This window comes from Pseudoalteromonas sp. N1230-9 (assembly GCF_032716425.1).
Lineage (GTDB): Bacteria > Pseudomonadota > Gammaproteobacteria > Enterobacterales > Alteromonadaceae > Pseudoalteromonas.
Genome location: NZ_CP090419.1, coordinates 675,206 through 693,597 on the forward strand (window position 1 = coordinate 675,206; position 18,392 = coordinate 693,597).

General features: G+C 39.8%; 20 protein-coding genes and 1 pseudogene. 9 read left to right on the forward strand and 12 right to left on the reverse strand.

All coding sequences use genetic code 11. The annotated features are described in order from the left end of the window. Nucleotides 1-189: 189 nt before the first annotated feature. Together LY624_RS03235 and LY624_RS03240 are read right to left on the reverse strand one after the other, a co-directional pair. Complete coding sequence (locus LY624_RS03235; protein WP_016708238.1) at nt 190-921, reverse strand: MauE/DoxX family redox-associated membrane protein; 732 nt, start codon at nt 919-921, stop codon at nt 190-192. A gap of 1 nt (nt 922) precedes the next feature. Then, the gene (locus LY624_RS03240; RefSeq protein WP_008109672.1) at nt 923-1,444 is read right to left on the reverse strand and encodes a DUF305 domain-containing protein; all 522 of its coding nucleotides are present in this window, start codon (nt 1,442-1,444) and stop codon (nt 923-925) included. A gap of 698 nt (nt 1,445-2,142) precedes the next feature. Here LY624_RS03240 and LY624_RS21335 point away from each other — a divergent pair. Together LY624_RS21335 and LY624_RS03245 are read left to right on the forward strand one after the other, a co-directional pair. Next, nucleotides 2,143-2,262, forward strand: a complete 120-nt coding sequence (locus tag LY624_RS21335; RefSeq protein WP_353683143.1) for a hypothetical protein — start codon at nt 2,143-2,145, stop codon at nt 2,260-2,262. A gap of 56 nt (nt 2,263-2,318) precedes the next feature. Next, entirely contained in the window at nt 2,319-2,459 is a 141-nt protein-coding gene (locus tag LY624_RS03245) for a cupredoxin domain-containing protein (protein WP_229677580.1), read from the forward strand. A gap of 91 nt (nt 2,460-2,550) precedes the next feature. Here LY624_RS03245 and LY624_RS03250 read toward each other — a convergent pair whose 3' ends face one another. The 7 genes from LY624_RS03250 to LY624_RS03280 form a co-directional block, all read right to left on the reverse strand. After that, nucleotides 2,551-5,661, reverse strand: a complete 3,111-nt coding sequence (locus tag LY624_RS03250; protein WP_016708236.1) for an efflux RND transporter permease subunit — start codon at nt 5,659-5,661, stop codon at nt 2,551-2,553. A 54-nt stretch (nt 5,662-5,715) separates the two neighbouring features. After that, complete coding sequence (locus LY624_RS03255; protein ID WP_016708235.1) at nt 5,716-6,630, reverse strand: efflux RND transporter periplasmic adaptor subunit; 915 nt, start codon at nt 6,628-6,630, stop codon at nt 5,716-5,718. A 2-nt stretch (nt 6,631-6,632) separates the two neighbouring features. Beyond that, nucleotides 6,633-7,961: a TolC family protein gene (locus LY624_RS03260; protein WP_029216105.1), complete on the reverse strand. Its 1,329-nt coding sequence runs from the start codon at nt 7,959-7,961 to the stop codon at nt 6,633-6,635. 69 nt (nt 7,962-8,030) lie between these two features. Continuing rightward, nucleotides 8,031-8,393: a hypothetical protein gene (locus tag LY624_RS03265; RefSeq protein ID WP_016708233.1), complete on the reverse strand. Its 363-nt coding sequence runs from the start codon at nt 8,391-8,393 to the stop codon at nt 8,031-8,033. Nucleotides 8,394-8,438: 45 nt separating this feature from the next. After that, the gene (locus LY624_RS03270) at nt 8,439-9,338 is read right to left on the reverse strand and encodes a cation diffusion facilitator family transporter (protein WP_016708232.1); all 900 of its coding nucleotides are present in this window, start codon (nt 9,336-9,338) and stop codon (nt 8,439-8,441) included. Further along, nucleotides 9,331-10,059, reverse strand: a complete 729-nt coding sequence (locus LY624_RS03275; protein ID WP_016708231.1) for a transglutaminase-like domain-containing protein — start codon at nt 10,057-10,059, stop codon at nt 9,331-9,333. The genes LY624_RS03270 and LY624_RS03275 overlap by 8 nt, the downstream gene beginning before the upstream one ends. Before the next feature lie 12 nt (nt 10,060-10,071). Then, entirely contained in the window at nt 10,072-10,725 is a 654-nt protein-coding gene (locus LY624_RS03280; protein WP_016708230.1) for a cation transporter, read from the reverse strand. Between the two features lie 82 nt (nt 10,726-10,807). Here LY624_RS03280 and cadR point away from each other — a divergent pair, with 82 nt between their 5' ends. The 7 genes and pseudogenes from cadR (at nt 10,808) to LY624_RS03315 (ending at nt 17,233) form a co-directional block, all read left to right on the forward strand. Further along, nucleotides 10,808-11,197, forward strand: a complete 390-nt coding sequence (cadR, locus tag LY624_RS03285) for a Cd(II)/Pb(II)-responsive transcriptional regulator (protein WP_016708229.1) — start codon at nt 10,808-10,810, stop codon at nt 11,195-11,197. A 131-nt stretch (nt 11,198-11,328) separates the two neighbouring features. After that, nucleotides 11,329-11,904, forward strand: a complete 576-nt coding sequence (locus tag LY624_RS03290; protein WP_062566150.1) for a recombinase family protein — start codon at nt 11,329-11,331, stop codon at nt 11,902-11,904. 11 nt (nt 11,905-11,915) lie between these two features. Then, the gene (locus LY624_RS03295; RefSeq protein WP_341803864.1) at nt 11,916-13,676 is read left to right on the forward strand and encodes a KAP family P-loop NTPase fold protein; all 1,761 of its coding nucleotides are present in this window, start codon (nt 11,916-11,918) and stop codon (nt 13,674-13,676) included. 1 nt (nt 13,677) lies between these two features. After that, a complete protein-coding gene (locus LY624_RS03300; protein WP_075594018.1) occupies nt 13,678-14,565 on the forward strand; it encodes a hypothetical protein in 888 nt (295 codons plus the stop codon). Further along, the gene (qatC, locus tag LY624_RS03305) at nt 14,558-15,892 is read left to right on the forward strand and encodes a Qat anti-phage system QueC-like protein QatC (RefSeq protein ID WP_100912783.1); all 1,335 of its coding nucleotides are present in this window, start codon (nt 14,558-14,560) and stop codon (nt 15,890-15,892) included. Before LY624_RS03300 ends, qatC begins: the two co-directional genes overlap by 8 nt. Further along, nucleotides 15,889-16,620, forward strand: coding sequence for a Qat anti-phage system TatD family nuclease QatD (qatD, locus tag LY624_RS03310; RefSeq protein ID WP_062566148.1), 732 nt, complete (start codon nt 15,889-15,891; stop codon nt 16,618-16,620). The genes qatC and qatD overlap by 4 nt, the downstream gene beginning before the upstream one ends. 51 nt (nt 16,621-16,671) lie before the next feature. After that, nucleotides 16,672-17,233: pseudogene (locus LY624_RS03315) on the forward strand (manganese efflux pump MntP). A gap of 1 nt (nt 17,234) precedes the next feature. On the opposite strand, the gene LY624_RS03320 reads toward LY624_RS03315, so the two are convergent. The 3 genes from LY624_RS03320 to LY624_RS03330 are packed head-to-tail and all read right to left on the reverse strand — an operon-like array spanning nt 17,235 to nt 18,268. Beyond that, entirely contained in the window at nt 17,235-17,453 is a 219-nt protein-coding gene (locus tag LY624_RS03320; RefSeq protein ID WP_062566147.1) for a GDCCVxC domain-containing (seleno)protein, read from the reverse strand. Further along, nucleotides 17,441-17,830 (reverse strand): organomercurial transporter MerC, encoded by a 390-nt coding sequence (merC, locus tag LY624_RS03325; protein ID WP_016708222.1) that lies wholly within the window; start codon nt 17,828-17,830, stop codon nt 17,441-17,443. Before merC ends, LY624_RS03320 begins: the two co-directional genes overlap by 13 nt. Nucleotides 17,831-17,890: 60 nt before the next feature. Next, a complete protein-coding gene (locus LY624_RS03330; protein ID WP_016708221.1) occupies nt 17,891-18,268 on the reverse strand; it encodes a MerR family transcriptional regulator in 378 nt (125 codons plus the stop codon). Nucleotides 18,269-18,392 lie beyond the last annotated feature (124 nt).

Genomic DNA, 18,392 nt, shown 5'->3' on the forward strand with positions numbered 1-18,392 from the left:
AGCATAACAATAAAACTTAATGAAAAAGCTTTAGTGTTATTTTGTACAACCTTTGAGATTGTTTGCTCAGTTCTGGTTATCTTGATGCCAGTACGACAGAAAAAATGTTACATATGGATTAGAAAGGTGTGGGCTGGCATCCTAGGTCTAATCTTAACAGTTAAGGAGCCGCCGAATAGAGCTATACCTTTACATCAGCAGCATAATCAATGCTCCCGCGATCATAAATAAGTTTTCAGATAGCGATACAAATCCAAGTGGCACACTACTATCGCCGCCTACACAGGCACACTTTAACTGGCGTTTGTCAATGTAAACGGCTTTGAAAACTGAAATTGCTCCAACTGTGCCGATAAACAATGAAAATGGTGCCACTGCGAGAGGCTGTAGTTGGGCAACCATACCAATACCTGCATATGCTTCAATGAAGGGATAAATATAACCATATCTTATCCATCTCATCGCTAGTAAATCATAAGTAATAAACGAATTTGTGAAACTGTATAGGTCTTTCAGTTTTTGCACCGCTAAGAGCGTCATTGAAAAAGCTATAAATAGCATCAGTGTTCTGATGGAGATAAATGAGCCGGAAGCAAAATGTTGAGATGCGACAGCAAGAAGTGCAGCTATCGAGAAAATGGCTACAACTGGCGTGTAGGTTGTGCCAGTTTGACCTGCTTCATCTTTACCAAAATACTCTCTTAAGTCATCGTATCCTCCGACACGCTTTCCTTCAATAAAGGTTTGTGGCGTAGTTTTGACATCATGCTTATCTTTGAAGTCATCAGCTTGTTGTCTTGACGTGAGCTTATGATCTTCTACATCATACCCTTGCCTCTCCAGCAAATCTTTCGACCTTAAACCATAGGGGCAGATATGTTCGTCAGTGACCATTCTGTACAGGGTAGCTGTCTTAGTCATCTTAGTCTCCTTTGTTCAGTGTGCCTTCAAACTTTGGGAGCGGTCGTTGCTCAGCCTGAGCTTGTGAGCTGACCTTTCCATTTTCAGAAATATCCTTAATCAGCCATTCCATTTCTTTTATTTCTTTTCGTTGGGCTTTAATAATACCATTTGCCAATTCACGCACGCGTACATCCTCCAAAGTTGAATGCTCACTAGTAAGAATAGCAATGGAGTGATGAGGAATCATCGCTTTCATGTAGGCAGTGTCAGAAATTGTGCTTTGAGAGCGAACAAGATAAAGACATATGGCGAACAGTATTGTCGCCAATAGAAAAATAGCCATGTTGAGCTTCTTGTTACTGTACATGCCAAGCATAAAGGCCAGCATGATCATTGCCATACCTGCTCCCATATACAACGCCATATAGATACGCGTTTCACTAAACCATATATGTGATACTGCGTAAGTGTTGAGATACATCATGACAAACATAGCAATGGTTGAGGTGATGATCATTGCAGCAAATCTTGAGTATTTCATAAGTAATCCTTACATTGATAGTGTAAATATTTCCCACTGTTAGCCTATTATTCTCTACATGTGGTCATGTTCTCGAAAAATTGCAAGTAATGAGCCAGTATCAATAAGAGTATTTGTAATACGATTGACTCAATTTCAGCGCAATTATTGTGAATCAGTACTAATCTACACATTTCGGTGTAAGAGTTTATGGGCAAAAAATCTTCTTTGAAGGAGATCAAATCAGCTTATATTTAGAGTTTGAGTTTTGAACTTGTGATAGACACAGGCGGAATTGGCTTTAGTTAACAATCTAATGTGGGAACTCAAAGTACTACAAGCTGAGCTTCAACAAATGTAAGCTCGTGTACAAGTGAAGACACAGTTAAAGCATGTGGAAGAATTAATCTTGATAGTTAGAGTTGTCATTTATTTCACTTTTTAAATGAACGAATATTGATCTTTTATCTCGTTCATGTCCGAAAGCTAAAAGTTTCCTACACATGAAAGTGGTTTTGCAAGAGTATCTACTAGAGAACAAGATTTGAATGCTCAACTGTTCAGTTGGGCTATTATGGTTGTAAAAAAATATTATAAGGCAATGTGTCTGGTACTTCGGTTAGAAATGAAAAAAGTTAAAGAAGCTAATCGATTTCATCAGGTAGGGTGATGAGGTAATAGTTACTCGCCTTGATCGGCTAGGCCGATCATTAAAGTCTATTCTTGAGGACATTGAAAGTACTCACAAACGGGGCGATTGTTCAAAGATTATTAATGGTTCTGTCAGTACAAAAAATGATAATCCGTTTACCAGTTTCATTCATAATCTGCGCAATTAGCAATAATGACGTGCGTTCATAACGGTCATAAAGAGCAATCCCCCTGCGCTGAAATAATGCTTATTCCTTCATTGGATATAAGCGAACAGCTTAAGTTAAATGAAATTACTCAAATTACCTTATTAAACTTGTCACAGGGAGAGCATGAGTTTCATTGTCAGATACAAATGTATCGCGGCGTCTTAAAAGTAATTTAGTTTTAAATAGGTCTTTTTACACACCTGAACGAGCAAAAGTAACTTAACAAAAGGCTTCTCGAAAACATTACGAGAAGCCTCTAAATTAAAGTTAAGATTTGTATTTACTGTAAACAATTCTATATAGAACAGGCAAAACAACTAAAGTAAGTAAAGTAGAGGAAATAATCCCTCCAATTACCACCGTTGCTAATGGCCTCTGAACTTCAGCCCCAGTTCCGACGTTTAATGCCATAGGAATGAAACCTAAGCTAGCAACCAAAGCGGTCATTAATACAGGGCGAAGCCTGATAGTTGCACCTTCGATAATTGAGTTTATTAGCTCTCCTGTTTCAAGTAATCGCTGTTTAATGAATGACAGCATCACCAGTCCATTTAATACAGCTATCCCTGAAAGAGCGATAAATCCAACAGCAGCAGAAATTGAAAGAGGCATGTCTCTTAACCACAAAGCCAATACGCCGCCTGTAAGTGCTAAAGGCACACCACTAAATATGATCAGGGCATCTTTTATTGAACTAAATGCTATGACAAGCAGTGTCAAAATTACAAACAATGTGGCAGGTACTACGATGGATAATCTTTGCGTTGCACTCTCAAGTTGCTCAAATGTTCCGCCGTACTCAAGCCAATAACCAGCAGGCAATTCAACATTTTGTTGAATTTTTTGCTGTGCCTCTTGTACGAATGAGCCTAGATCTCGGTTTCTAACATTTGCTGTAATTACAATTCGTCGCTTACCATTTTCTCGGCTTATTTGACTTGGAACTGTCGTATAATTTAACTCTGCAACTTCGCTTACAGGTACAAACTCACCACTTTCTGTCGCGATTGGCAAATTACCTAGCTGATCAAGGTTGGCTCTCAACAGCTCAGGATATCTAACTACAATTTCAAATCGACGATCACCTTCGAATATTAACCCTGCGCCTTCACCTGACACGACTGTTTTTAACCAAGACTGTAAGTCGCTTGCATCCAACCCGTATAGCGCTAATGCTTCAGGCTTGGGGTTAACGGTAAAGATAGGCACGTCATCAACTTGTTCGAGCCGCGCATCAGCAACACCTGAAATTGTATTGAGTGTAGCCAAAACTTCTTGTGCAGAAATGACAAGTTGGGATAGATCATCACCGTAGAGCTTAATCCCTAAATCAGCTCTTACTCCGCTAATTAATTCGTTAAATCGCATCTGAATTGGTTGAGTAAACTCATAATTATTGCCGGGAATAGAGCTGAGATCTTTTTCCAGCCTTTCAACAAAATCCTCTTTCGTTAAATTAGGGTCGGGCCATTGCTCTCTCGGCTTTAATATCAGAAAAGTATCAGTCACATTTGGCGGCATCGCGTCTGTCGCAACTTCTGCTGTGCCCGTTTTTGAAAACACCGTAACAACTTCATCATATTTCATAATTTGTTGTTCAAGTACCTTCTGCATTTCTACAGCTTGGTCAATACCCGTGCCCGGAATACGCATCGCGTGCAGTGCAATGTCACCTTCATTAAGTTGAGGAACAAATTCAGATCCTAATTTACTACCAAGTAATATGCTAAATGTCACAAGTAAAGCAGCGCCGCAAACAACTAGCCAACGTAGTTTTAAAGCCCACTTCAAAACAGGACTATAAACTGACTTAGCGCCGACAATTACTGGACTTTCTTTTTCGCTGATTTTGCCTTTCAAGAATAAAGCAACCGCAGCGGGGACTAGCGTGAAGGTAAATACCATTGCAGACAATAGAGCGATTATCACCGTTGCGGCCATCGGATGAAACATTTTGCCCTCGACACCCGATAAGGTAAACAAAGGTAAATAGACAATCGTTATGATCAATACGCCAAAAACACTAGGTCGTATAACCTCATTGGTAGCAGAATAAACAATGTCTAGGCGTTCTTTCAGGGAAATGACAGAACTATTTCGTTTTTGGCTTTCTGCTAACCGCCTAATGCAGTTCTCAACGATTATTACCGCGCCATCGACAATCAATCCAAAATCTAAGGCTCCCAGACTCATTAAATTCGCAGAGACTTTGCTTTGAACCATGCCCGTGATTGTTGCCAACATTGCCAAAGGAATTACTGCGGCGGTAATCAAAGCGGCGCGTATGTTACCCAGTAATAGGAACAATACGAAGATAACCAGTAATGCACCTTCAATAAGATTTTTCTGTACGGTGCTAATTGCTTTATCAACCAGAGTTGTCCTGTCATATAAGGGAACTATGGACACGCCTTGAGGTAAACTGTTTTGGATTTCACTAAGCTTGTCACCAACAGCCAATGCCACCGAGCGTGAATTTTCTCCTACCAGCATCATTGCGGTGCCAATCACACTTTCCTTGCCTTCCAGTGATGCAGCTCCTGTCCTTAGCTCTTTTCCTATCGCAACTTCGGCGACATCTTTAACTTTTACAAGTGTGCCGTCGTCGCTTTTTATAATGACGTTTTGGATGTCTTGAATAGATTGCAACTGAGCTTGTGAACGAACAAGAATTTGCTGTCCGCTTCTTTCGATGAATCCAGCCCCTTGATTTGCATTATTTCGCATTATTGCATTTGATAGTGCTTCACTGGTAATACCGAAGTGCAACATCCTTAACGGATCGGGATTGATATGGTATTGCTTTTTATAGCCACCAATTGCATTGATTTCCGTAATCCCTTTAACCAATGCAAGTTGTGGTTTCACTACCCAGTCATGGATCTCCCTTAACGCCATCGCATCATAGGGTAAGCCATTATTCTGCTTTGCACTTTCGTCGGCAGTTATACTGTACATGTATATTTCACCGAGGCCCGTAGCAATTGGTCCCATTTCTGGTTCAATGCCAAACGGTAGTTGCTCCTTAATTGCGCTAAGTCGCTCATTGATTAGGTTTCTGGCAAAATACAAATCTGTGCCTTCTTCAAACACAACAGTCACTTGCGACAGGCCATATCGAGAAAGTGAACGGGTATAATCCAGCTTAGGTAAACCTGCCAAGCCCGTTTCGACGATAAACGTAATCCGTTGCTCTGTTTCCAAAGGTGAATAACCTTGAGCCTGCGTGTTTATTTGTACCTGTACATTGGTTATATCTGGCACAGCGTCAATAGGTAGCTTCTGATAGTTCCATATTCCTAAAGCGATGATAAACAAGGCCATAAGCAACATAGTACCACGTCTACGGATAGATAATTCTAGTATCCAAGCGATCATATTTTCACCTCGATAATACTGAAGCCAATATGTAGAGGACAAAAAGGTCGGAGATTAGTGTTCATGTCCAGCCTCCGATTTTTTTAGATCAGCAACTAGCAGATAACTGTTCTTTACAACCACACTTTCGCCGACGTTCAAACCGTCGATGATAGCAATATTGATAGCGTCTGAAGCGCCAGTTTTTACGGCGCTAGGGTGGTATTCATTGCCTTCTTTAATAAAAACAACATCTTTGCCTTCAAACTCTTGAATGGCTCCTTTTGGCACAACAACTGGAGCAGAGTGTTGACTGGTCGTAACCGCACCTTTAATTACAGTGCCAAGCGGCCACTTGTTGGTTTTGTTATCCAATTTTACAAATGCCAATGAGTATGGCTTGTCGTTTAGTGATGGTGTTAAATAGCTAATTTGCGCACTTTGATTAAATTCAGTGCTATGAATTAGCACCTGCTGGTTAGCGTTAACCTTACTTAGCTGAGTAGGAAACACTGATAGTTGTGCCCAAACCACGTCAAAATTGGCTATTGTCAGCAAGTTTTCACCATTTGTAAGCTCGCCAATATTGGCTTGCCTAGCGACTATACGCCCAGACATTGGTGCTTTTATCGAATATTGATTTAAGCTCTCATTGGATTCAATCACTACCAACGTTTCACCTTTTTTGACCTCTTCGCCGAGATTGACTTTTACTTCCTTAATAACACCATCGAATCTAGCGTTAACGTGCGCAAGTGAGGCAGGATCGGCAACGATTTTTCCATATACAACTTCTTCGTTATGAATAACACCGCTAGTTGCTGCTACTGTTTCAATGCTGTTTTGTTTAGCCATCTCAACAGACATAGAGACTATTTCATCTTTGTGTTCTTCACTGGCTGAGGTCGTGATGGAGGTGAAACCAATTACAGCAACAAGCATTAATTTGAAAAGGCTGATTGGTGAATTTAATATATTTTTCTTTTTCATGATTAATTCTCAATAAAGCTTGAAAGTTGGCTTTCTGTATTGCCGGAAGAAATTAATGGAATGCCTGATAAGGACTCAATGGAGGCGCTTTGTTTGTGAACCTCACTTGCGGCAAAAATAAGCGCATATTGCATCTCAATAAGCTCTTTTTGAACTGAAACTAGCTCTAAATAACTAAAGCGCCCGTCCGAATAGGCTTTTTGCACTAATGACAAAGCACTTTCTTGAGGCGGAATAATACTGGTTTGTAAGGTTTCAACCGTAAGGCGAGCCTCTTCCTGAGCCGCATAAAATGTCGCTAATTGGCTGTAAATTGCTCGCTCACTGGCTTTCCGTTGCTGCTCAACTTCATCGAGTTTTGCTTTTTGAGATTGATAGCTGCCTCTATTTCTATCACTCGTAAACAGAGGGACGCTAATTCCTGCAACCAACGCAGTCTCATTGCTACCTTCAAGTCTTTTCACACCTGCGCTCCACGTTATATTAGCGTGGCTTTGTGCGTTGATTGATTGTAATTGAGCTTGCTGAATTCTCGATTGCTCTGCATAAGCTAATATATGAGGACTTTGAGAAAGTTGAGCCATGATGTATTCGAGTGATATTGTTTTGGGAAGTGCAAATAAATCGCCTGATACACGAGAGAATTGCGGTGATTGTTCTCCCCACATAATAGCTAACTTACGAACACTGGCCTCTAACTGCTTGGAAATGGTTAGCGTCTTTAGTCGAGCTGTTGCTAAAGCTGCATCAGCTCGTTTTTGCTCTGATGACGGTGCCGAACCAACACGAACTTTTTTGGAGACAGTTTGATAGGTTTCTCGTGCTAGCTTTTCTGCATTTTCATTGACGAGCATGATTTGCTGTAACGTCAAAACATCGATATAGCGAGCTGCTACTTCACCCAAAATATCGAGTGTTTGTATTCTTTTTTCAACAGCTATTGCTTGCTGTTGGGCATTAACATAAAGCTTTCTGCTATTTACCTTATCTCCCAATTCCACCACGGAAGATATTGATAAGGTAAGTTCAGCGTCGCTGAATCCAGATACATCACCTGTACCTGCAAAGTTTTCCAATTCAGCGCTGACGTTATATTCAGGTTTTAACCCTGCGGTAGCTAACTCGCCGTCTAAACGCTTTTGTTTGTATTTAAAAGCTGTTAGCTGTGGGTTGTTTGCAAGTGTTCGTTGTATTGCCTCTGACAATGAAACTGAATCAACAGTTAAGTCATTTGCAAATACATTATTAGTTGTCACTAAAAACGACAACAGAAGCAACCGTTTTACTTTCTTCCAAGCAAGTACGGGGGCCTTAAAATAAGACATATTCATATTTTGTCCTGTTTATTTTATGAAACGAGCGTTGGCTTCACCGCCTAACGCGCCAATTAAATAAAAGGACTAACTTTTGGGAGGTCGAAGTAATCTGGAAGGGGGAGCTTCAATGACTACTTTTAAATAATCAAATACCTGACTTGATTTGAAATCAATGTCTCTACTGATGTAAACATGCGTAGCAAACTGTACATGCGAGCCATTGCAGTGTCCGCAATGATGACAATCAGCGGGGTTGTGTTGGTCATTATCTGCTGATGATTGTATTAATTTTTCAGAAGAAATGTGGTCATCTAAAGCATGAACATGCTCGGTTTTTATATGCTCGGAATCAACAATATGAACATCAGCAACTTTTGCCACAGCAGAAAATGACTGAAGTAATATCAGCACTATCATGATGTATGCAGGGAATTGTTTAATATTCATTTCGTTTCAACTATCTCTTAGTTATGCCAATGTTAACACTATCGTTTAGCTTGCGTCACGACATTGCTCGTCTATGAACTCTATTTCAATTGTTGTATGAGCAAAATCAAACTCTTTAAGCTCCTGTCGCAACTCTAGCTTGTACGATTTCAGCTCTTCGTTAGATATTTCAGTGTTTAAAACAATATGGGCGGTTAAAACGTTGTGTTCACCATCAAGTGACCAGATGTGTAAGTGATGTACTTCACCCACAATGGCTTTAGAAACTATTTTCGATTTAATATTTTCAATAAGATCAATATCTGGTGTCGCTTGCAAGAAGAGCATAAGTGTCGTTTTCAGTGTTCTTACAACATTAAATAAAATAAAAAGGGTAAACCCAATTGATAAAATAGGATCGAGTATGGGCCATTCAACAAACATCAATACGATTGATACAATAAATATAGCTATCCAACCTAAAACGTCTTCAAGCAAGTGCCAGTTTAAAACTCGTTCATTTAAGGTCTTTCCATGACTTAGCTTATAGGCAGCGTAACCGTTTACCACCATGCCAAAAATAGCTAATAAAAGCATTCCTTCGACTTGAGGCATTTCGGGGTTAGCTAATCTTGGTATGGCCTCAATTAGTATAAAAACAGAACCAACAGTTAATACCAAACCGTTAATCAATGCGCCAAGCAATGAAAAGCGCTTGTAACCATATGAAAACTGGCTAGAGGCAGGCTTGTTACTGAGCTTATTTAATCCCCATGCGGTGCCTATGGAGATGCTATCTCCTAAATCATGGATAGCATCTGCCATGATTGCCGTACTATTGGTTAACCAACCTCCGATAAATTCGATGATGGTAAACGTGAGGTTTAGAAAAAAAGCCCAGCCAATGCGTCTCGAAGCGTCCTCATCATTGTGAGGGTGATCATGACCGTGAGAGTGGTTATGCATGTTGAGCCTCGGCGGTTACATTTTTTCTTCTAAGCCTTTGTACATTCCAATTAATGATATGACGGATAAAGTTTTGGTACGCCCAACGTTTAATACCCGTTAGATTGGTTCCCTGCTCAGCATAGAATTCATCGGGTGAGTCATAAAAGCCAAAGTCGTCGTGTATGCCTTCTTTTTGAATATAAGTATCTTTACCAACCCAGTTCGTCTCTGGGTTACTTATGCAGGTAGTAGCTATTCCATAACCACAAAAATTATCTTTAGCTTGACTGAATTTGGATTGAATTGAACTTAGGTAAGCTTCGTCGAGAATGAAGCCTTCTAAATTGATCCACTTACCTTCATAGAGCACTTCTACCCAGCTATGGATAATGGATTTTGGGGCAAGCCAAAATACATAAGAAGGAATAGCGCCTTTCTGAAGCTGTTGGTCAATCGTGAAACCATGAAATCGGCACTGAATACCAAGCGCTCGGAATAGAGCCATTAACAAGTTTCCCTTGGTATTGCACTGTCCATAGCCATCCGCTAAAACTTCACTCGCAGATATATCATCGCTGCGGTTGTAACCAAACTGAATCTCATCTTTAACAAAGGTGTAAGCAGCTCCTATTGTGTTGTATTCATCCATTGTATTCCAATTCCGATCTGCTATTAGAGATTGGATGCTGTGATCATCTAAGTCTAATATTTGTGTTTTCTCTAAATAATTAGCACTCATTATCCATCTCCTTTAAGAACATGATTTTGATTTACTTCCACTACAGCTATTGTTTTCGCTTGTTAACTCTGCGTTGCTCAGCTCTTTCTTCGCATCAGTAATAATCAGGTAAGCCCCTCTTAAAATTAGGGTTGCAATCACACTACCAATCACAATGTCAGGCCAGCGAGAATCAAGTAGCATCACTAAAACACCAGCAGCAATGACCCCCAAGTTTGCGATCACATCGTTGGCTGAAAATATCCAGCTTGCACGCATATGGACTTCACCATTGCTTTGCATTCTGATTAAAACTAAACAAATGACGTTTGCTATTAATGCTACAAAACCAAAGCCGATCATGAACCAAGAGTGAGGCTCACCTTCTCCGAGTCTTCTTACTATGTCAAAGATTACCAGTATTCCGAGTGTCAGCTGAAAGTAACCGCTGATAAGGGCTGCATTGGCTTTATGCTTTAAAGATCGGCTCACGGCATATAGAGCAATACCATAGACAATTGCGTCAGCCAGCATATCCATTGAATCTGCTATCAAAGCCGTTGAGTTTGCATATAGGCCCACAGTAATCTCAACGCAGAACATAACCGCATTAATACCTAGCAACCAATACAGCACATGTTTTTGTTTCGCATCTTTTAGTTCGACTTCGCAACCACAACCACTCATTGCACGGCCTTAGTTATTTGCTTGATAACTTAACTATAAAGTCTATAGTGACTATAGAGTCAAGATTTAGGACTAAAGTTTTATGAAGATAGGTGAACTTTCAAAAACGACAGGGTGTTCGATACAAACAATTCGGTATTACGAGAAAGAAGGGTTGCTTTCAACTCCTGAACGTACTGAAGGGAATTACAGGTTATACGGTGAACGGGCTTTAAAAGAATTAGAGTTTATAAAGCATTGCCGAAGTTTGGATATCCCTCTAACAGATGTTAAACGCCTTATGGAACTGAAAAATAAGCCAGAAGAAAGCTGTGCAAGTGTTAATAAGCTCATTGCTCAACAATTGGCCTTAGTTAACAATCGAATGAGAGAACTCAAAGCACTAAAAGCTGAGCTTCAACAAATGGCAAGTTTGTGTACAACTGAAAACACCATTGAAGCGTGTGGAATAATTAAGTCACTTGATAGTTAGAATTGTCATTCATTTTCTATCCGTGTTGTGTACGAATAACTATATTTTATTACGTTCATGTACGAAATTTATTTAATGTACTTTCGTTCACTTGATTGTTAAGATGTACGAAAGTTACAGGTTTCGTACATATGAAAGTTGGTTTTGCAAGAGTCTCAACTAAAGAGCAAGATTTAAATATTCAACTGTCCAAGTTGGACGCTCATGGCTGTGAAAAAATATTTCAAGGAAAACAGTCAGGTGCTTCCATTAGAAATGAAGAAAAGCTAAAGGAACTCATCGATTTTATCAGGGAGGGTGATGAGGTAATTGTTACTCGCCTTGATCGGCTAGGCCGATCATTAAAGTCTATTCTTGAGGCTATTGAAAGTATCCACAAAAAGGGGGCTTGTTTAAATATTATCGACGGCTCTCTCAATACTAAAAATGATAATCCGTTTGCCACCGCCATGATCAACCTATGTGGAGTATTCGCTCAACTTGAGCGGGATCTTATAAAAGCCAGAACCGCAGAAGGTCGCGAAGAAGCGAAGGCTAAAGGCAAACATATGGGTAGGTTGCCTGCTTTATCAGACAAACAAGCGAAAGAATTATATAAAGATAAATTAAATGGTGAATCGATCTCTGCATTAGCGAAGAAATATTCTGTTAGCCGCCCGACGGTTCATCGAACTATTGAAAGAATGGAACAAAAAAATAATAAATAAAAGGAGATGTTATGTGGTCTGATAAAGAGTCAAAAATTGACTTCTTAAACTTTAATGAAACGGCTGAGTCGATTAAAGATCTTATCACTGAAAAGGAATTAATGCCTATTAGTATAGGTGTCTTTGGTGATTGGGGCGCTGGAAAATCCACGATTCTTGAACTTACCAAAGCATCTTTGGAAACTGATGAACAAGAATATATACAAGTGCATTTCGATGCATGGACTTTCCAAGGATACGATGACGCTAAAGCAGCGCTATTAGAAACAATTGCATCTACTTTAGTAAAAAAAGCAGCAGACGATAAAAATCTAAGTGCAAAAGCAATAGAGTTTGCTGGACGAATAGATAAGATCAGACTGATGGGACTGCTAATGGATGGTGGTGCAGCATTAGCTGGTATACCGACTATGGGTGGTATACAGAAGATCATGGGACTATTCAGTGGTGGTGACGATGGTGAACTTGATGTTGATGATGTAAAAGGTGCTGTCGATGGCGCTAAGGATGTTGCGAAGAAAAACAAAGGTTTGATCAAAGATAAGAAATCATTCTCACCTCCTAAAGAAATTAAAGAATTCCGAAAAGCATATTCTGATCTGTTAAAGGAGTTTGATAAGCCACTTATTGTCTATGTCGATAATTTAGATCGCTGCTCTCCATTTAATGCCATTTCAACACTTGAGGCGATCAGATTATTTCTATTTTTACCAAATACCGCATTTGTCATTGCCGCCGATGAAGACATGATCCGTTTGGCAGTACCTGAATATCACAAAGGTGCATCTCAACGACATCAAACTGATTATTTAGACAAGCTTATTCAAATTCCTGTGCATGTACCAAGGCCCGGTGTTCTTGAGATAAGGGCATATTTAATGATGCTCACCGCTCAAGACCACGGAGTGACAGATGCTCAGTTAGAAGCGATAAGATGTGCCCTTGAAGAATCATTAAGGCTTTCTTGGAAACAACCACAAATTACCGTTGATGAGCTTCTTCAGGATCACGATATCGAAAAGCATTCAGGACTCAGAAGCAAATTTGTAGTTGCTGAACAGTTAGCTCCACTATTAGCTGAATCCACAAACATTAACGGTAACCCTCGCATAGTTAAGCGATTACTCAATCAAGTTAAGATGAGAAAGAAAACGGCTCACCGTCGAGGAATGCAGCTTGACGAGAAAACTATCACTAAGCTGGTAATTTTTGAGAGGTGCTTAGGCACTCAGGCTACTAACAAGCTTTATGAATTAATTGATAAGGAAAACGGATATCCAAAAGTTTTAGCGGATCTCGAAAATTCAGAAGTTGAATTTGATGAAATAAAGTTACCTGAAGAGTGGAAACTCGACCTAGCTTTTATTGATAAATGGTCAAAATTACCTCCAATGTTTACTGAGATGGATTTGACTCCAGCGGCGTATCTGAGTCGAGAAAGCATTCCAATGGGCGCTGTTAATGCGGTAATGTCAGGAGCCGCTCAAAAACTTGTAGAAGACTTAATGAAGCAACAGGTAAGGGTCAGTGGCGTTAACTCTACTGCGATTACCACAACTCCTAAGGAAGAATACATGTCAGTCATGGATGGTTTGATTGAAAACTTTAAGTTGATTGGTGATTGGACTGAAAGACCTACAGGCATTTATGGAGCAGTGCTACTTGCCAAGCAGGATGATAAATGTTGTTTAAGTCTTCTTACATTCTTAAAAAGCTTGCCCCGACAAAGGTGGCTTAATCCAATTTTAAAAGAACTAGAGGGAACTAAGTAAAATGGGTACGTCCGCATCGTCAACAGGACCGAATAACAAGAGTCCGCTAATTCCATCGTGGGCAGAGCAAGGAGACCCCGTCACGATAGAACCTGCATCAGGTACTGATGGGGATGATCAAACAGGCTTTGACAGTGGTCAAGCAGATGATCAGAATGACAATAGTAACGATATTGACAATGACAAGGTTCAACAAGAAATCGGCGGTTCACCAACAGCAACACCGCCTCCAAATAGGTTTGCTAGTGCAAGAAGAGCATTTGGTAAGTACGCTCAAACAGGTGGATCAACTTCGGATCTAAGGCGTTCATTAAAAAGTTACTCTAGAAAAGGCTCTGGTGGAGGTAAGAGTACTAGCCGGAGACTAGCAAGCGGCATAACTGCTGGTTCTGGATTGCTTGGTTTCATGCGTGGCGACACAGTAACGGTTAATAATCAAAGCTTATCATTAGGTGATCTAACTGGGCTATCGACTGACCAAGCAATTGACAAAATTGCTAGCCATTTAGCGCCTCATAATGCCGATTCGGATGCTGTAAGAGTTGCGTTGGATTACGCACTAGAGGAAGCATTACCCGATACTGAAGAGTTTGATCCTAACAGTTTTACCGACGAAGTTATCCAAGAAGCCATAGGTTGTTATTTAACAGATCTTATATTTCAGGATGTGGTTGAAGGCATGGGCAGAGCTTGGTTTCATGTAGAGCCAGCAAGCAAGCATCATCAAATGGAAGTTGAATTAAGGGAATTAATAAAAGTGATCACACAAGAACAGTTAGACAAAGTAACTAATGGCAACCCCAGTACTATCAGTAAGGAAAATATTACTAAAATTCAAGCCGATGCTATTGCCATGACAGTTGATGAGTGGGAGAGCTTTGATGACTAATTTTTATTTTAATCATGACCCAGCTAACTTGCCTGATTTTTCTAATGATTGTCATCCTGTCCAGATGTTCCATACGCATCAAAATGACATCACTAAGCACAGCTTAGTGTCAAAACAACTACTACAAACAGTTCGTGATTTGGGATTGAATGTAGATGCTGATGCAATAGATCTGATAACAATTGCAACCGCTGTTACCGCCGCTGATACATTTGAATTGAGGGATAATGCAGAAAATGCATGGGCTAGAAAAATGCATTTACATGTTCCTGTTACCGATGAGGATATGTGGAATACTGTTGAGCCTGAACTAAGTTCTTTGCTCAACTTTCTAACGGGCGATCAATGGCAGTTTACTTTTGAAAAAACAACTATGCCGATGCCGACTCCTAAAACAAGTGAGCAAGCGAAAGCAAAAGCAAAATCATTAATTGGACTCAACTCAGTCTGCCTTTTTTCAGGAGGTCTTGATAGCGCAGTTGGTGCAATTGACATTTTAAACGGAGAGTCAGCCTTAAAACCGCTTTTGGTTAGTCACGCTTATCGTGGTGATGGCGCAAAACAGGAAGATATTAAGCATTTATTGTCCCCGCCATTCGGCGAATTGTCCTATTCAATGTCTCCTCATATTATCAAGCAGTTAGAAGGTAAAACTGACATTAGCATGAGGGGAAGAAGCTTCAACTTCCTAGCTATGGCGGTACTTGGTATATCAGCCTTAAGAAATGCTAATTGCGATAGCAGTATTGAAACTATTGTCGTCCCTGAGAATGGCTATATTTCTATAAATCCACCGCTTACCAGAAGACGGATTGGTAGCCATAGTACTAGAACTACTCATCCTAATTTTCTAAGCAGGCTTGAATCTTTGCTTAGAGACACTGGGTTTCATGTCAAATTTGTAAACCCCTATCAATTCAAAACTAAAGGTGAAATGTTAGCGGAATGTGTTGATCAAGACGCAATTAGAAAAGCAGTTCCTCTGAGTGTTTCTTGTAGTCATTGGCACAGAGAGCATAAACAGTGTGGGCATTGTGTACCTTGCCTTATTCGAAGAGCGTCAGTTTTTCATGCTGGTTTTACACAAGATGCGCCATACAAGACAAAGCGGTTGAGAGGTCTTATTAAAGAAAAAGATACTCGCGATGATCTCCAAGCGGTTCAAACTGCCATTATTAGATTGAAACAATCCGATAACTATCGTTCTTGGCTTCGAAAGTCAGGACCAATACCACAAGAAAAAGATATACGAGAAAAATTAGAATCAACTATTAAGCGAGGATTGGCAGAGGTTGAATTATTTCTCCAAGCGGATAAATCATCATGATGGATCTTCATTGCCATGTTGATTTATATCCAGATTATCAAGAGGTATTGAACGACATAAAAAGCAGTAATTATTACGTGCTATCAGTAACTACGGTGCCGTCAGCTTTTGAAGGTACTGTCCAGTTAACAAGTGACATAAAACACTGTAAAACGGCTTTGGGTCTGCACCCTCAACTTGCTCATTTAAGGAAAAATGAACTACCTCTATTCGATAAGCTAGTTGATAGAACTAGATATATTGGAGAAATTGGGCTGGATGGCTCAAAAGGTTATGCTGATTACTTTGATGATCAATTAGAGGTTTTTACGCATATTTTGAAAAAATGTGAAGGCTTTGATAACAAAATATTAACTATCCATAGTCTTAATGCGACAGGTGAAGTACTTGAACAACTTAAGTTATACCCCGATGCTGGTACTTCTATTCTTCATTGGTTTTTAGGTACTAAGAAGCAAGTTCTAGAAGCCGTCGAGCTAGGCTGTTTCTTTTCTATTGGGCCAGCCATGCTTACTTCAGCCAGAGCTAAAAAAGTAATATCGTGGATACCTCAAGATAGGATTTTACTCGAAACTGATGGCCCTTTCGCCAAAGTGGCGGGGAATATTCTGTTTCCTTCAAGTGTTGGCACTGTTACTGAATATCTGGCTGAAATTTGGTGTAAAAATAAGGCTTCGATAATTGAGCAACTGTCAGCAAACCTTAGGTGTTTAACATCAGTCAAGTAACTAATTATACGTCACGTAATCTTATAACAATTTTATTCAGGTTTAATCGATTTGTTTGAAGTATTTGTATTAGCTATAGCACTCAGTATGGACGTGTTTGCAGTATCCATAGGCTTAGGTTCTAAAAAAGTAGCAAATGCTGAAAAACTCTTTATTAAAGCCGTTGCTTATTTTGGATTTTTCCAAGGCTTTATACCTCTTTTAGGCTATTACAGCGGTAAAGGATGATCATCTTGGATTGAAGATTATGCACCTTGGATAGCTTTTATTTTGCTATTATTTATCGGTGGCAAAAATGATTTATGAGTCCCAATCTGAAGGAATTGAAGAAGATATTGCTAATGTTACTCATCGTGTGCTATTTGTTCTTGCTATTGCCGCCAGTATTGATGCAATGGCGGCAGGTTATGCAATCACATTGCTTGAGGTAGATATAGCCGTAGCTTGCTTGATAATAGGCGTCACGACGTTTGCCTTTAGCTAGATTGGTGTGAATATCGGCGAAAGAAGTGGCGTATGGCTGGAGTCTAAAGCTGAACTATTTGGTGGTTTAGTGTTAATCGCAATCGCATTTAAGATATTACTTGGTTGGCACAGAACCACCGAATACTAGGCTACTTACCTGAGCAACATGCATTGCCTTCTTGAATAGGAGGACACTTAACTGTTCCATAAGAGCAGTAAACGCAACAATCACCTTTGAACGGTTTAAGTAGTGCTTTACAGCTTTCGCATTCGTAATACCATTGGCAAGCGTTTGTAGGCATGGTTTCAACTTTGCTAAATCCACATTCAGGGCAAGTTATCTTAGATTTTAATTCTATACCTTGCATACTGGTTCCTTAATGGGCTTAACAATATCTAAAATAGACATTACGACCATCCAAATGATCCCAAAGTAAAATAAGTAAGTGCTCCAGTCGTATTGCCATAAAGGATAAAGGGTCAGCAATACTGCAATTGGGCCAATGACACTTAAAATGCCTCTTAATGACTCTCGATGTTGATACCAATTATAGAAATTAACTAACAACGCTAGTGAAGCAAATAATGGCAATAAGGTGTTCACCGCTATCCCTTCAAAATGTGAAAGAAAACCTAACCCAAGAGCAGATGCCAATGAGCCGAGCGCAGGAAAACATGCTGTGCAACTAAGGGCGGCTAGCCAAACGCCACCAGAACCTACTTTATCTAGAATTTTATTGATCATAACTATCTACCTCAATTTTTAAGGTAGTATAAACTCCGTACATAAGTACGGGGTCAATAGCTATTTAAGTGAATTTATTACCGGGCAGGATTGAGGGTCTTGATTGGCCTTGCAAGAATCTGTCATATCTTGAATTACTTTCTCTAACCGCTGTAAATCAGCAATTTTATTACGGATGAGATTAAGTTTTTGCAATCCCATCGATTCTATATCAGCGCAACTGCTACTTAGTGACATCAGTGATTCAATTTCTTTCAGCGTAAACCCTAATGCTTTAGCTTTCAGAATAAATTTGAGTTGATTAGCGTGTGTCTCGTCATACTTTCGATAACCTGATTCGGGTTTTGGAGGCTGCTCTATTAAACCTTGGCGCTCATAAAAGCGGATCGTTTCAACATTGATATCTAAATCTTTTGCCAGTTTTCCAATGGTTCTCATAAACATACTCTTTAGAAGCAGAGACATCATTATACAATTAATGCGGATTGCCTAAACTCAATTTTATTGCATGAACGGGGTCGCTAAGCGTCCGCTTTGTAGAATTAAGTTCACATATCCAGAT